The organism is Candidatus Didemnitutus sp. (assembly GCA_019634575.1).
Classification (GTDB): domain Bacteria; phylum Verrucomicrobiota; class Verrucomicrobiia; order Opitutales; family Opitutaceae; genus Didemnitutus.
In genome coordinates this window covers 283,457-296,546 of record JAHCAY010000002.1, presented here as the reverse complement: position 1 = coordinate 296,546, position 13,090 = coordinate 283,457, and the positions used below count along the sequence as shown (strand labels likewise).

The window sequence follows — 13,090 nt, the reverse complement described above, 5'->3', positions numbered from 1 at the left end:
TCCGAAATGCCGCGCGCTCGCGTGACGCCGGGCGTCACTGCGGTGTGGAGCGAGTCCGCGTTTCCACCGTGACGCGAGCTATGCCGTGACGGCGCACGACGTCGAGCAGGCGGATCGCTGCGCCCATCCGGGCCGTTTCATCGGCTGCGATGATTACGGCGGGGTCGGGCGTGTCTTTCATCCAGTTCGCGAGGCGTTGATCGAAGGAGTCGATGGCAAAAGGTCCGGCGGCGTCCCAGTAGTAGCCGTCGTTTTCCATCGCGGTGATGACGACGGCCGTCGATTCAGAATGCTGTCCCCACCAGTCTCCCCCGGCGATGTCGTGGTCCCAAAACTGACGCAGCGGGGTGGCGATGATGATGAGCGCGACGAGTCCGAGAAGGACGAAGAGAATGTTCGTGAACGGCGCCGCGAACAGCTGGCGACGCGATGGGCGGCCGATCAATGAGGAACGAACGAAACGCATGGCAATGTGGCGTTCACTTCAGCGGTGCGAGGAAGCGGCCGACGTTGGCGATGTGTTCTTCGAGCGGGAGGCCGAGGTGCTGCACGCCGAGTTCGATTACACTGCGGTCGATCTTCGCCGCGAAGGCTGGCTCCTTGAATTTCTTGCGGATCGAGGACGGTTTCATGTCCGCGTAGGGCACCGGGTTCATCTTCCGGTAGGCGTAGAAGAGTCCGCACAGTTCGTCCGTGGCGAGCAGGGCGGCGGCGAGCTTCGTTTGCGGCAGGGTCTGGAAGGCGTTGTAGCCGTAGGCGTGCGCCTCGACGGCGTGGAGCAGGTCGAGCGGGTAGTCCCACTCCTTGAACCATTGCAGGGACGGGCCGGGGTGCGCGGCGGGATGCTCCTCGAAATCGAGATCGTGCAGGAGGCCGGTGACGAACCACAGGTTGACGGGCTCGTTCAGGTGCGCGGCGTAGCCTTCGAGCGCGGTGGCCACCATGACGGCGTGCGTGCGTTGGTAGGCGTCCTGCACATGCTGGTGGAGCAGGACGGTGGCGGCGTCGCGCGTCGGGAGCGGCATGGCGGAAACGTGCGTGAGCGCGCGCGTCGAAGCCAGATCGGATTTCTCCGCCGTGCGCTCAGTCGCGGCCGACGAGCGCGAGGTGCATGTTGCCGGGTGTGCGGAGCGAGCGGGCTCCGACGGCGAGGACCCGGGAGTGGACGTCAAGCGAGCCGACCAACGGGCGTGCTTCGGCGGCGATGGCCGGCGAGAGGGGAACGAGGCAAACGGCGCGGCTGCGCAACGGCACCGTGGGCGTGCCGGCGGTGATCATCAGGCCGGGCTGGTTGCGCCGCGCCCAGTCCTCGAGACAGGCGACGAGGGCGACGAAGCTCAGCGCGCCGTGCGGATGCCAGTAGTCGACCTCCTCCGCGTAGGCGTCGCGATGGACGACGAGTTGGTAGGCGCGCTGGAGAACGTCGCGGAACTCGGCCGGTTGCGCGGCCAAGCGGGCGACGTGGCGTTGCAGGCGTTCGGTATAGGTGAGGGGAAGCGCGGACTCGGCGCGCAGTTCGGCGTCCGTGGGCGAGCGGCCGAAGGCGTCGAGCCATGCGGCGTGCGCGGCGCGTGTGCGGGCCGCGGCGTCGCGCGGCAACTGGGCGCGGAGCAATTCGACTTGCTCCACCAATGTCGCGTCGGAGTGCGATGGGGATTCGGGCGCGGGCAAACGGCCGAAGACGAGGAGTTGTGCGACGGCGGCGCGCTCGGCGAGCTCCGGTGTCGATGAGGCCGCCCAGGTCACCGTGGTGAGCAATCCCGCGAGGAGGGAGAAAAGTGGGCGGAGCGACCGCATCGGTGCCATGGAGCCGTGACTTGCGGTGTGGTCAATGGCGGGGTTGTGCTAGTGTTCGAGCAGCGCGGCACTGGTTTTGGCGCGCGCTCCCGATGTCCTTGAGCCACCCCCTTACCCCATGAAGCTGTCTGGCGTGCCGTTCCGACGTGTCGTGTTGCTGGCGACCTTATTCCTGGCCTCTTTCGCCAACTGGGCGTGGGCGCAGCCGTCGGGCGGTCCTTACGGTCCGCAGCAGGTGCACTATGCGGTGCCGGCGCAGGGGCGCGTGTTCTACGTCGCAGCGGACGGACGCGTCGAAGCGGACGGCGCGACGTTGGAGGAACCCACGACGCTCGCCGCCGCGATCGCGCGGGCGGTGACCGGGGACACGGTGGTGTTGCGCGGAGGCACGTATCGCACGGGCGGGCTGCTGCTCAGCCAAGGCATCATCTTGCAGCCTTTCGCGGAGGAGCGGCCGATTTTGAAAGGCACGGAGATCGCGGTCGACTGGGGGAAGGTTGCCGACGGGCGCTGGCGCACGAAGTGGACGAAATTGTTTCCCGCCGCGCCGGCCGATTGGTGGCGGCGCGAGCGCCATGAAAAGCTGACGCCGCTGCACCGCTTCAACAACGACATGGTCTTCGTCGACGGCGAACTGTTGGCCTCGGTCGGAAAACCCGACGAGCTCGCGCCCGGGACGTTCTTCGTCGATTACGAGAATGCGTGGGTCTACGTCGGCACCGATCCGGCGAGCAAGACGGTCGAGATCACCGCGCACGACAGCGCTCTCGTCCGCACAATGGGCGCGGCGCACGGCAAGGCGAACGACCGCCGCGGCGCGACGATCCGCGGGCTGACCTTCACGCAATACGCCTACCGCGCGCTCGAGATCGAGGGCGTCGAGCCGGGGCGGAAGATGAACCCGGACGAGTTCGGCAAGGAGGTGGTCGGGTCGGTGTTCGAAAACGTCACGATCTCGTTCTGCTCGCGCGTTGCGGGCTATTTTCACGGTGACGGCATCACGTTCCGCAACTGCCTCATCGCCGACTGCGGCACGGAAGGCATCTACGTCGTCAACTCCGGCGACATCCGCATTGAGAAGACGATCGTGACGCGCACCAACAGCGCGGAGAAAATCACCGGCTACTTCGCCTCGGCGATCAAGATCTTCAACCAGAGCTACCGCGCGGTGGTGCGCGACAACCTGATCATCGACAACCCCAACGCCAGCGGCGTCTGGTGGGACGTCGGCAACGTCGACGGCGTGTTCGTGAACAATTGGGTCGAGCGCACGAACGACGGTTTCTTCTTCGAGATATCGAAGGGTGCGATCTGCGCCGGCAACGTCTTCGTCGACTGCGACCGGGGCATCCACGTGCTCAACAGCTCGAACGTGCGCATCTACCAGAACACACTCTGGAACAGCGGGGTGAAGATCGAGCGCACGGAGCGCAGCGCCGTCGGCGACCACTTTGGCTGGCATCCGAGCGCGGGGCCCGACGTCACGGAGCGGCACGGGCACGTGTTGCTCAACAATCTGCTCGCGGCGGACGCGACGTTTCACGGTCCGCTGCTGTCCGTGACGCAGAGCGAGAAAGTGCGCGACCGCCTGGGCGATTCGCAGCTGTCTGCGCTCGACGGCAACCTCTACGTGCGCCGTGCCGCCGCGTCGCCGCAGCCGCTGATTTCCTGGGCGCCCGTCCCGCCGAAGAACGAGGCGGTCGATGTCTTCGCGCTCGCGGAGCTCAGGAAATTGCAGCCGACCTTCGAGGCAAACGGCCGGGCGCTGAGCGATTATCACGGCCCGCTTTTCACGAGCCCGGAATTGAAGCGCTTCGACGTGCGCGCGGAGTTTCCGCTGCGTGGCGCGGCGGCGTTGCCGGAGGAAGCGCGGGCTGTGCTCGGGTGGAGTGCCGGCGAACCGCGTTTCGCGGGCGCGCTGCCGCCGCGCTGAAGGCGGAGCCTTTCCGGCGGCCTCCCGCGCCGGCTTCGTTCAGGGCGTCGGGTTCGCTCCACTCTGCCAGCCGTGGAGTCGCTGCTCGGCTTCCCCGAGCAGGCGGCGGAGTTTGGCGAGGATATCCTGCTCGTTCTCGATGCGATGAATCACGGTCTGCGAGGTGCCGGTGGCGGCGGTTTTCTCGCGCAGTGCGAGGTCGTGCTCGAGCAGGGCGGCGAATTCCTTGATCTCGCCCTGCAAGCGGGTGCGACGCGCCTGCCAGCCGAGGATCTCGACGGCACGGACCGTTTTGCCGTCCACGATTTCGCGCATGGCGGCGGCGCGATCGGCGGCCGCGGCCACGCCGCGGTCCATGCCGGCGAGCTGGAGCTCCTGGATGGCGACATCGTAGGCGGCGAGCGCTTCGGGGCCGAAGCGCCGGGCAAGATCGGCGCGGCCGCTCGCCATCTCCTCCTCGGAAGCGGCGTGGATGGTCGAACTGGCGAGGTCGTGGTCGCCGCAGCCGGCCAAACAAAGGGAGCACAGCGCGAGCAGGAGCAGGCGGATCATGGCCAAGGCGTAGCGGTTTTTCGTGCAGGAGAGAAGGGCGATGGTGCGCGATCGAATGCGTGGGGAAAGGACAAGCCCTGCGCAGCCGGCGAGGAACTTCCGGAGTATCCTGCCGTATTACCTCTCCGCTCGTGACTTTTCCCAGTGAAGGTCGGGGACCGGACCACTCCCCGTCGGACATCGCGGCGTCCAGCGGCGCAAGCTTGCGCGTCCCACGATGAAATGGCTGCGCGATCTGTGGACGGAGCCCGCGTCGTCCGCGGACCGAAATCGCGAGGCGCGCGCGCGCCTGTTTATCATCTGCTATTGGTTCAGCACGGTGTGGCTATTGGTGGCGACGGGCGGCAATCTTCTCGGTGGGCACGCATCCCGTTCGGTCAGCTACGCGATGTTCGTGACGATCGCGCTGGGCACGATTCCCTATGCGTTGGTGAAACGGGACCGACTGGAGCTCGGAGCGATGCTCTGGCTGGGCGGGTCGTTCGTCACGACGACGTTTGGGTTGGCGATGCTCGGCACCATCCGGGCGCCTGCGCTGGGATTCTATCTGATCATCGTGCTGTGCACGGGCTTGGTGTTCGGCGCGCGCGCCATGGTCGTCTCGGTCGCGGCGGGTTCGCTCGCGGTGGCCGGATTGATTGGGATGGAGAATCGTGGCTGGCTGCCCGCACCGGACTACCGGGTGACGTTCACCCAGTGGATCACCGCCTCGGCGTTTTTCGCCTGTGTGGGTGGCTTGACGCTCGCGGCGACACGGCAAATCCGGGCGTCGCTCGCCGAGGCGGAAGCGGAAGTGGCGGAACGCCGTCGGAAGGAGACGGAATTGCGCGAGGCGAACCGGCGACTGGAGGAGGCGTTGAACAGTGTGAAGACGCTCAAGGGCTTGCTGCCACTCTGCGCATGGTGCCGCAAGGTGCGCTCGGACGAAGGTTATTGGAGCGCGCTGGAGAGCTACGTATCGACGCACACCGACGCGACGTTCACGCACGGCATTTGCCCCGATTGCCAGGCGAAGCTCGTGGGCGGGCCGGACTGCAAACGGGCCTAGCGCCGAAGCGGAGCGGACTGGCGACCTCGATCGCCTGGCGTGCGGCGGAAATTCGGAAGGTTGCCTTTCCTGCACGGGTGTGTCCCGTGGAAGCGATGAAAGTCGGTGCAAAAGTAGTGTGCGTGGACGACGTCTTCCCGGCGGCGATCAAGGAATTCTATATGGCGCTGCCCGTGAAGGGCGCGACCTACACCGTGCGCGAGGTGTCGCTCGGCCGAGAGAAGCTGGCGATCGTGAAGGACGGCAAGATCGTCCCCAACGGCGCGTCGGAGGAGAGCGTCACCGTGCGCATCCTGTTGCACGAACTCGTGAATCCGCTCGATCCGTTCAACGGCAACCGCGCCGAGCTCGGTTTCAATGCCGAGCGCTTCCGCGAGGTCGAGGAAGAGCACGCCGAGGAGCACCGCGAGGAGACGATCGCGATCGGGGCGACGGTGGAGTGAGGCCGGCGGCTCCGGCGGGTCGGTCGTGGCCGCGCTGCCGGACTACTCGCTGCCGCCGTCGAGGGCGACGAGACAGACCAGCGCGGCGAGGATGATGAGGGCGGCGATCATGGCTCCCGTTCTCTCAACGACGTGAGTCCGTGGGACCGTGCGGCACGGCGTAGCGCAACTCGACGAAGGCGTCGCCGACCCGCTCGGCGGAGAGCAGGCGCAGCGGCGGCGTGTGAATCGCGCGCGGGAGCAGCGGCTTGCCGGCGCCGAGCGTGATGGGGGTGATTTGGACGATCAACTCGTCGAGCAGGCCGGCGTCGTGGAATTGCCCGAGCAGTTCGCCGCCTCCGACGATCCAGATGTTCCGGTCGCCGGCGGCGGCGCGCATTGCGGCGTGAACGGGAGCGACGTCGCCGCACGCGAAACGCACGTCGGCGCCCGGCACGGTGGGAAGCGAGCGATGCGTGAAGACCCAGGTCGGTTGCGCGTAGGGCCATGGCTGCGCGGCGGGCGTGTTGGGGCGCACATGCTGGCGCAACAGCCATTCGTAGGTCGAGGCGCCCATGGCGAGCGCGCCGACTTCCGCGATGAATGCGGCGTAGCTCGACGCCTCGTTGCCGAACTGTAGCAGCCAATCGATGTTGTCGTCGGCCGTGGCGAGGAAGCCGTCGAGACTGGCGGCTCCGTAGAAGAGGGTCTGGGCGATGCGCATCACCGGTTATCGCATGGGCCGCTGACAGCGTCGTGTCAGGAGTCCTGTGCGTCCTGTGTTTTTCCCTTCAGGTCGTCCGATTGGCGGCGCGCCGGTTGACGCGTTGGGCGTGAGGAAGGTTCCGAATAATAGCGGGCGGAGTTCGACCGATGGCGGAACTAGTTCTGGCGGTCTGAGACTAACGCAGATAGCGATTTCCCTACGATGACCTGCACGATGAAGATGCCCGCTTGGGCGCGGATGGTTTTCCTTTTCCTCGCGGCGATGCTGTGCGTGCACGGCGCGGGGCAGTCCGATGCGACCGGCACGGCGGCGGCGTTCGCGATGTCGGGCGGGGCGGAGAAGATCGTCGCGCCGCGCCCGACGACGCTCGAGGTCGAAGGGCGGCGCTTGTCCGGTCGCTTGGTGGTCGCGCCGGAAATCCTCACCGCGGACACGTCGGCCGACCTGATCTACACGATCACGGGCGAGCCGCGGTTCGGGCGCGTGGGCCTGGCCGGCGAGGGCGACGACACTGATCTCTTCGCCAACAAGACGTCGCGCTTCGGCTATTTCGCCTACGAGGCGAAGGAGGATTTCACCGGCGAGGACGCGTTCACTTACACCGTGCGCAACACGACCTCCGGGCTCGTCTACGAGAATCGCGTGGTCATCCAGGTGCGGCCGGCGCCGCCCGTGGTGCTCGAACAATTCACGGTCAAGGGCTCGCGCGAGCGCACCCTGACGGCCGCCGCCGTTGCGCTCACCACCCGACCGAACACGCCGGTGACGCAGAAAATTCCCAATCACCAGGATTTCATGCGCGAGGCCGACCGCGCCGCCATCGCGAACGCCAAGGTCGTCTACGCCCTCGACGCCAAGCTCCCTGCGCAGCACGGCGTCGCGAAACTCGACGCGCATTCGGGCGAATTGAGCTACGCGCCGAATCCCGGCTTCGTCGGCGAGGATCGTTTCAACTATTACACGACCGACGAAAACAATCCTGAGCTCGGCGTGGAGAACTCCGTGATCGTCACGGTCGAGCCGATCCGCACGCTGAAACACAAGCTCGCCGACCGCACCAAGAGCCGCGAGGTCGACTTGATTTTCGTGATCAACAACTCGCGCTCGATGGCGCCGCACCAGCAGCGCATTGCGGAAAACCTGCGCCGCTTCCGCCAGCTGTTCGACGAGAAGAAGCTCGATTACCGCATCGGCGTGCTAACGACGGATTTCGTCAACGAGGGGGAGCGCAAGGCCAAGCGCGTCGACTCGTTGCAGTTCGACGCGGCGGGCAAGCCGGTGCTCGATCGCAAGGGGCAACCCAAGCGCGCGCCGAAGGACGTCGCTAGCAACGGCCAGCTCGTGACGCTGCCCGCCTTGCCGCAACCGTGGGTGACGCCGTCGACGCCGGACGCCGTCTTTGCCGAGCTGGTGAAGGTCGGCACGAACGGCGACGACAACCGCACCGCCTTCACCGCGGTGTATAACTTCGTCGCCGACTCCCAGGCCGGCCGGCACGCGTTGCTGCGCCCGGAAGCGACGACGATCGTGGTCTATTTCATGGACGAGGAGGAGACGCGCATGGCGACGTGGCAGCCGCAGCGCGACGGCACGCGCAAGGCGGAGTGGGTCGAGAACGGCAAACTTCCCGAGCTGATCTCGGCGTTCAACACCAAGCATCCCGACCAGCGGCAGACACTCGACGGCTACATCAATTACTGGGTCGTGCGTCCCTTCATCATCGTGAAGGGCAACCAGCGCGGCAAAATCGAGATGCATGCGGTCGTGTCCGCCAACAATCTCTCGCACCGGCGCGCCGCGGAGCTCACCGGCGGCACGGTGCTGAACATCGACGGCGATTTCTCCGCGCCGCTCGCCGCGCTCGGCGATCGCATCGCCGACACCGTCGCGGTGGCGCTCGATCCGGTGGAGCCCGGCGCCACGCTCGCGCGGAAGACGCTGCGCGTGCGCGTCGACGGCGAGCCGGTGCCGGCCGATCCGCAGAACGGCTTCGTCTACGACGAACTCACGCACAGCGTGCGCTTCAACGGTGCGGCGAAGCAGAAGGCGTTCGCGGCGAAGATCGAGATCGACTACGAGGAGCATCGCTGAGCTGCGCAGCGGCCACGCCGCCGGCATCGGCTGGTGCATACTCGCGGTGTGCGCGCGCAGTGCAGCGCACCGGCGGCACGGGGTTCAGCGATGTGCCGTGCGGCGGCGCCGGCTGCCGCGTGCGAGGCCGAGAATGACGAGACCGAGGAACAGGGAGGCTTGGGCCGGTTCCGGCACCGGCGAAGCGTTGGCCAGTTGAAGCGCGAAAGCGCGACTGTAGACCGTCCAGTTTCCGACGGCGTAGTTGCCCCAACCGACGATCAGGCCGCTGTTGTTGATATCGTAGGCGTAGTTCAGCGAGGTCCAACCGACGGTGTCGGCTCCCACCGGGCCAGCGACGAGGAAGCTCGCGGCGAGGGTGTTGAGGTCATACATCGTGCCGTCGCGATAGAGAAAGGCGTGATCGGTGCCTCCCGCTGGCGGTGAACCGAAGCCGACGACGTCGCCGGCGTCGTTGATGCCCTGTGCCTTCGCATGCGAGCCGCCCAACGTGCCGAGGCTCATCAAGGTGGCATTTTGGTAGAGAAATGCGACGTCGTCGAAGGCGTTGGTGTAGCTGTAGCCGACGATCGCCCCGGAGCTGTTGACGGCGGTGGCAAGCGAGTTGGTTTTTCCGGAAAGCAAACCGAGGTCGGTCGCGACGCCGTTGACGAAGGAGGCGGCATGCACGGCGGTGAAGTTGTTGTTGGCAATCGAGCCGACGGCGACGCCGGCGTTGTTGATGGCCAAGGCGGTGGAGCCCGCGGGCAGAGTCGTGACCGAACCGCCGGCGAAGGTGAATCCGGCGGCGCTGAGGCCGCCGGCGATCATGCCGCCGTCATTGATGCCGCGAGGATAGGCGGGCGAGCCGAGCACGGAGGTGAGATCGGTCGCGGTGCCTCCCGAATAGGAGAAAGGTGTGACCGTGGCACCAACCTGGGCGTAGCCGACCACCGTGCCGGAATTGTTGATGGAATTGCCGTAGGAAGTGCCGGTTGCCGCCACCGGGTTGATATCGGTCATCACGCCGCCCGAGTAGATGAAGGCGTGCTGGTGATTGCTTGCGTCGACCGAGTAGCCTGTGATCTGACCGGCATCGTTCACCGCGTAGGCGCGGGATGTGGGGCCGCCGAGCGTGCCCAGCGCGGTGAGCGATTGAATCGCCGGCGTAGTCTGCGCCAGCGCGGATCCGGCAAGTCCAAGAAGAGCTGCGAAGAAACAAGTAGGGCGAAACATGGCCGCAGCATGAAGGCGGCGGCCGCGCGACGCTCAAGTTCCCGCTGCGCGCCTAAGTAGATATGCGTAGGCGATCCCGGTTGCGACGACAGGACTGCGACGAGAGATGTTCACGGCGAAGACGATGGCGGACTGGGTGGCGCGCGGCCGGGCGTGTCCGGAGGGATTTCACTTGCGGAACGCGAAAATGTGACGAATCAGAAGGGTGTTCGATGTCGGGTCAGATGCACGGTCGAGACTGTGATTTGAGTCAGGCAACGAGTTTCAGGTTTCTGCGTTAGCGACTTCTACGAGATAGCAGGTCAGGCAACGACAGGACGGGACAGCGATGGGCCCAGTGGCACGCCGACCGCGGCGTTGGGCGCGAGCGTGACTGGTTTCGACCGTGCGATGGACAACCACCGTAAACCTTCAACCGCGGCGCAGCCGCATCCAAACACCATGAACCTTTCCCACCTCCTCCAACAACGCGAAGCCCTGCTCCGGCAGGCGCGGCTCGCGAATCTCGCCTTCGCGTTCACGCGCTTGAGCGACTACGCGGCGCGCATCGAGCGCGCCGGGCTGCACGGTCCGGTGACGCTGCACGGCGCTGAGCCGGACGCAGACCGCTTCTGGCCCACGCTGGTGGCGCATCGCGGCAACCAGTCGGTGATCGACGAGCATTTTCTCGATGAGGATATCGACGAGCTCGACGAAATCCTGCTCTTCCTCGAGGACGAGGGCATGGAGGTGGAGTTCACATTTGAGCTCGAGGAGTTGCCGCATCGCTACCTGCCTGCACTGCGGCGCGAACTGGAAAAGGCCGGCGTCGCGCTGCCGGCCGATGCGCCGCGACCGGAGGACTCGAATCGTGGCACGGCGTGAGGTGCGTTGACGGGGTGGGCGTCGTCTTCCCCGCCGGTGCCGTGTCGCCGCCGGGACGGCGGCGACCACCTTTCATGCGTTGTCGATGCGCCGACGCCCGGTCACTTGCCCGGCTCGTCGGGATACGCGAGGCAGGAGTCGGGGAAGGCGTTGTGGCGCCGCATCCAGTTGACGAGGCAAAGGCTGTTGGTGAGCGCCTCGTGCAACGCGGTGCCGTAGTCGTAGCAGCGCTCGTCGTAGCCGGCGGACTCGAGCGCTTCGTCGACGCCGAGCATGACGGCGAACATGCGGGCACGCAGGGCGGGGATGTAGGCTTTCTCGATCTCGACGCCCGATTCGTCGTTGTAGGCGGCGCACAGCGCGGCGTCGCTGGTGTGGTGTGTGCGGCAAGCCTGCGGGCGTCCGGCGTAGATCGAGCACGCGCCGTCGCGCAGCAGCGCGCACGGCTGGCGGATGAGATCGCGGTCGCCGGGGGCGAGCGCGGCGATGTTGGCGCGGTGCGTGGCGAGACGTTCGAGGAGCTCGGTGAGTTCCGTGGCGGAGAAATGGAGCTGGATGTGATTCGCGGCGAAGAAGACCTCGTGCGCCTGCACGTCGACGGGCACGTGGCAGCAGGCGTCGCAGCCCGAGTGGCACGCGACCTTGGCCAGCACGCTGCGGCGGGTCTCGGCGTAGGTGCGATCGAGTTCAGCCATGCCCCAGCCGAGGGCTTCCATCATCTGCTCCGGATGGCGCACGCGTTCGAGGCGTTTCCCCATCTGCGCGATGGCGTGGTCGAAAAGCTCGAAACGTTGGTCAACGGGCGTGCGGGCGGGCATGGGTTGCCTTGAGGTGTCTCAGGCTCCCGCGGAAAAGCGATACCAATGCCGCGGAGCGTCTCATCCATTCGTCGACAGTATGCACGAGGGTCGCCCGATGAACCACGCGGCGCGAAAAGAAGACGGCGCCACGCGCTCAGTCGCGGCGGCGCCGTCGGAAGGTCACGGCAGGTGGTGTTTCTTCAGCCAGTCTTCGATCTGCGTCAGGATGCGTTGGGCGAAGGCTTCGAGGTCGAGCTCGAGGGTGGAGACGCCGGGCAAACGGGGCAGCGCGGGCGATGGGTGTGGCACCGGCGAGGGCAGAATCACGCCGGGCGTGGCGTTCGGGATCTGCGGCGGATTCGCCGGGATGCCGGAATACATGCCGATGTGCTGCACGTAGAGTTGTGCGAGGAATTGCTCGAACGCCGTCGGCGGCGTGGGCGTCGACACGTAGCTCGAGCCGAGCATGACGCCGGGCTGGAGCGTGCCGGGCAGCGGGGCGTTGCGGGTGTGGGCGTAGATCGCGGTCGAGAAAGCGGAGTTCGCCGCCGCGCCGGTCGCGAGATCGCTCACGCTCGAGAGCGCGGGGCTGCCGTAGAGTGTGGGAATCTCCGAGAGCTTGGGCGAACCGCCGAAAAACGCATACCACGCGTGCGGCACGACGTCGTAGCGATTCCAGAGGAGAGTATTCCAGCATTGGTAGGGCGCGCCGGCGGGTATTTGCCACGTGGCGCCGGTGGCGGGATCCTTGGGCGGGCTGGGAAAGGCGGTGTTGAATGCGGACACGAAGGGCAGATTGCCCGGCGTGGCGCCGGCGGTGGGATAAACGAGATTATACGCGAAGCCGGAGAGCGCGCCGCTGCGTTGCAGTTGGAACGCCGTCGTGGGCGAGAGTGCGCCCGCGAGGCTGTGGCCGGTGAAAACGATGGCGGAGTTGGGCCCGGGTTTCAGTTGGGAGAGAAATTGCGGCAATGTCTGGCCGCTGCCGGGCGCGGCGGCGGGCGGCGTGAGACTGAGAACGGTGCTGACGCCGATGGCCGTGCCCATCGAGATCACCGGCGTGGTCAGGCCGACCGGTTTGGATGCGGGCGTGAGATTGCCGGGCGTCCAGCCGTTCCACGGCACGGACGAGCTGACATCGAAATCCTCCACGGTCCAGTCGTAGATCGAGGTCGGATTCGTCGCGGCGATGGCGACGACGTAGGTGGTGAGCGTGCCGGTCGGCTGGTTGCTTTGATTGGTGTTGGGGCAGCCGGGGAAGGTGACGGCGGGGCAGCTGGCGACGAAGACAGCGTTGTCGGCGACGCCGGTGGGTTTCCCGTCCTTGCGCGTGTGCGAGAAAACAACCGGGCCCCACTCGAGCGTCCAGTCGCCGAGGTAGGTTGGGATGCCGGGCAACAGGCCGGGCAGCGGATCGGTGTCGGGCACGAAGCCGCCGTTGGAGACGGTCTTCAGATTGGTGCCGGAAAGATAGCTGGAGAGCTCGTATTGGAGCTGTTGCTGGAGCGCCGCAGCCGGGCCGGTGAAGGCGCTGGCGCGGTTCGAGAGCATGGACAGGGCGAACACCTGTTGATAGGTGTCGAGCGGGGCGGGCAGGGACATGGCGATCCTCGTGACGTGGGTGGCCCGTGAAAACTTGCC

General features: G+C 66.5%; 13 protein-coding genes. 5 read left to right on the top strand and 8 right to left on the bottom strand.

Annotation, left to right across the window (positions count from 1 at the left end):
* Positions 1-34 precede the first annotated feature (34 nt).
* From KF715_16320 to KF715_16310, 3 genes are read right to left on the bottom strand one after another with little or no spacing between them, the layout of a single operon-like run.
* Positions 35-466: a biopolymer transporter ExbD gene (locus KF715_16320; GenBank protein MBX3738261.1), complete on the bottom strand. Its 432-nt coding sequence runs from the start codon at positions 464-466 to the stop codon at positions 35-37.
* 13 nt (positions 467-479) lie between these two features.
* Positions 480-1,025, bottom strand: coding sequence for an HD domain-containing protein (locus tag KF715_16315; protein ID MBX3738260.1), 546 nt, complete (start codon positions 1,023-1,025; stop codon positions 480-482).
* Between the two features lie 58 nt (positions 1,026-1,083).
* Entirely contained in the window at positions 1,084-1,797 is a 714-nt protein-coding gene (locus tag KF715_16310) for a hypothetical protein (protein MBX3738259.1), read from the bottom strand.
* A 118-nt stretch (positions 1,798-1,915) separates the two neighbouring features.
* Between KF715_16310 and KF715_16305 the strand changes: the two genes are divergently transcribed.
* Complete coding sequence (locus tag KF715_16305; GenBank protein MBX3738258.1) at positions 1,916-3,730, top strand: right-handed parallel beta-helix repeat-containing protein; 1,815 nt, start codon at positions 1,916-1,918, stop codon at positions 3,728-3,730.
* A gap of 39 nt (positions 3,731-3,769) precedes the next feature.
* On the opposite strand, the gene KF715_16300 is transcribed toward KF715_16305, so the two are convergent.
* Positions 3,770-4,282, bottom strand: a complete 513-nt coding sequence (locus KF715_16300; protein ID MBX3738257.1) for a hypothetical protein — start codon at positions 4,280-4,282, stop codon at positions 3,770-3,772.
* 217 nt (positions 4,283-4,499) lie between these two features.
* On the opposite strand from KF715_16300, the gene KF715_16295 reads away from it, so the two are divergent.
* Together KF715_16295 and KF715_16290 are read left to right on the top strand one after the other, a co-directional pair.
* A complete protein-coding gene (locus KF715_16295) occupies positions 4,500-5,330 on the top strand; it encodes a hypothetical protein (protein ID MBX3738256.1) in 831 nt (276 codons plus the stop codon).
* A gap of 95 nt (positions 5,331-5,425) precedes the next feature.
* Positions 5,426-5,773 (top strand): hypothetical protein, encoded by a 348-nt coding sequence (locus tag KF715_16290; GenBank protein ID MBX3738255.1) that lies wholly within the window; start codon positions 5,426-5,428, stop codon positions 5,771-5,773.
* Positions 5,774-5,897: 124 nt separating this feature from the next.
* On the opposite strand, the gene KF715_16285 is transcribed toward KF715_16290, so the two are convergent.
* Positions 5,898-6,479, bottom strand: coding sequence for a dihydrofolate reductase family protein (locus KF715_16285; GenBank protein MBX3738254.1), 582 nt, complete (start codon positions 6,477-6,479; stop codon positions 5,898-5,900).
* A gap of 201 nt (positions 6,480-6,680) precedes the next feature.
* Here KF715_16285 and KF715_16280 point away from each other — a divergent pair, with 201 nt between their 5' ends.
* Complete coding sequence (locus KF715_16280; GenBank protein MBX3738253.1) at positions 6,681-8,570, top strand: hypothetical protein; 1,890 nt, start codon at positions 6,681-6,683, stop codon at positions 8,568-8,570.
* A gap of 84 nt (positions 8,571-8,654) precedes the next feature.
* Here KF715_16280 and KF715_16275 read toward each other — a convergent pair whose 3' ends face one another.
* The gene (locus KF715_16275; GenBank protein MBX3738252.1) at positions 8,655-9,785 is read right to left on the bottom strand and encodes a hypothetical protein; all 1,131 of its coding nucleotides are present in this window, start codon (positions 9,783-9,785) and stop codon (positions 8,655-8,657) included.
* Positions 9,786-10,226: 441 nt separating this feature from the next.
* Between KF715_16275 and KF715_16270 the strand changes: the two genes are divergently transcribed.
* Entirely contained in the window at positions 10,227-10,649 is a 423-nt protein-coding gene (locus KF715_16270; GenBank protein ID MBX3738251.1) for a hypothetical protein, read from the top strand.
* A gap of 101 nt (positions 10,650-10,750) precedes the next feature.
* Here the strand turns inward: KF715_16270 and KF715_16265 are convergent, their stop codons facing one another.
* Together KF715_16265 and KF715_16260 are read right to left on the bottom strand one after the other, a co-directional pair.
* Positions 10,751-11,467 (bottom strand): YkgJ family cysteine cluster protein, encoded by a 717-nt coding sequence (locus tag KF715_16265; GenBank protein MBX3738250.1) that lies wholly within the window; start codon positions 11,465-11,467, stop codon positions 10,751-10,753.
* A gap of 162 nt (positions 11,468-11,629) precedes the next feature.
* Positions 11,630-13,051, bottom strand: a complete 1,422-nt coding sequence (locus tag KF715_16260) for a hypothetical protein (protein MBX3738249.1) — start codon at positions 13,049-13,051, stop codon at positions 11,630-11,632.
* Between the last annotated feature and the right edge of the window lie 39 nt (positions 13,052-13,090).

Coding starts and splice junctions, on each gene's coding strand:
- KF715_16290 (MBX3738255.1), top strand. CDS start 5,426: ATGAAAGTCGGTGCAAAAGTAGTGTGCGTGGACGACGTCTTCCCGGCG.
- KF715_16320 (MBX3738261.1), bottom strand. CDS start 466: ATGCGTTTCGTTCGTTCCTCATTGATCGGCCGCCCATCGCGTCGCCAG.
- KF715_16310 (MBX3738259.1), bottom strand. CDS start 1,797: ATGCGGTCGCTCCGCCCACTTTTCTCCCTCCTCGCGGGATTGCTCACC.
- KF715_16260 (MBX3738249.1), bottom strand. CDS start 13,051: ATGTCCCTGCCCGCCCCGCTCGACACCTATCAACAGGTGTTCGCCCTG.
- KF715_16270 (MBX3738251.1), top strand. CDS start 10,227: ATGAACCTTTCCCACCTCCTCCAACAACGCGAAGCCCTGCTCCGGCAG.
- KF715_16305 (MBX3738258.1), top strand. CDS start 1,916: ATGAAGCTGTCTGGCGTGCCGTTCCGACGTGTCGTGTTGCTGGCGACC.
- KF715_16300 (MBX3738257.1), bottom strand. CDS start 4,282: ATGATCCGCCTGCTCCTGCTCGCGCTGTGCTCCCTTTGTTTGGCCGGC.
- KF715_16275 (MBX3738252.1), bottom strand. CDS start 9,785: ATGTTTCGCCCTACTTGTTTCTTCGCAGCTCTTCTTGGACTTGCCGGA.
- KF715_16315 (MBX3738260.1), bottom strand. CDS start 1,025: ATGCCGCTCCCGACGCGCGACGCCGCCACCGTCCTGCTCCACCAGCAT.
- KF715_16280 (MBX3738253.1), top strand. CDS start 6,681: ATGACCTGCACGATGAAGATGCCCGCTTGGGCGCGGATGGTTTTCCTT.
- KF715_16265 (MBX3738250.1), bottom strand. CDS start 11,467: ATGCCCGCCCGCACGCCCGTTGACCAACGTTTCGAGCTTTTCGACCAC.
- KF715_16295 (MBX3738256.1), top strand. CDS start 4,500: ATGAAATGGCTGCGCGATCTGTGGACGGAGCCCGCGTCGTCCGCGGAC.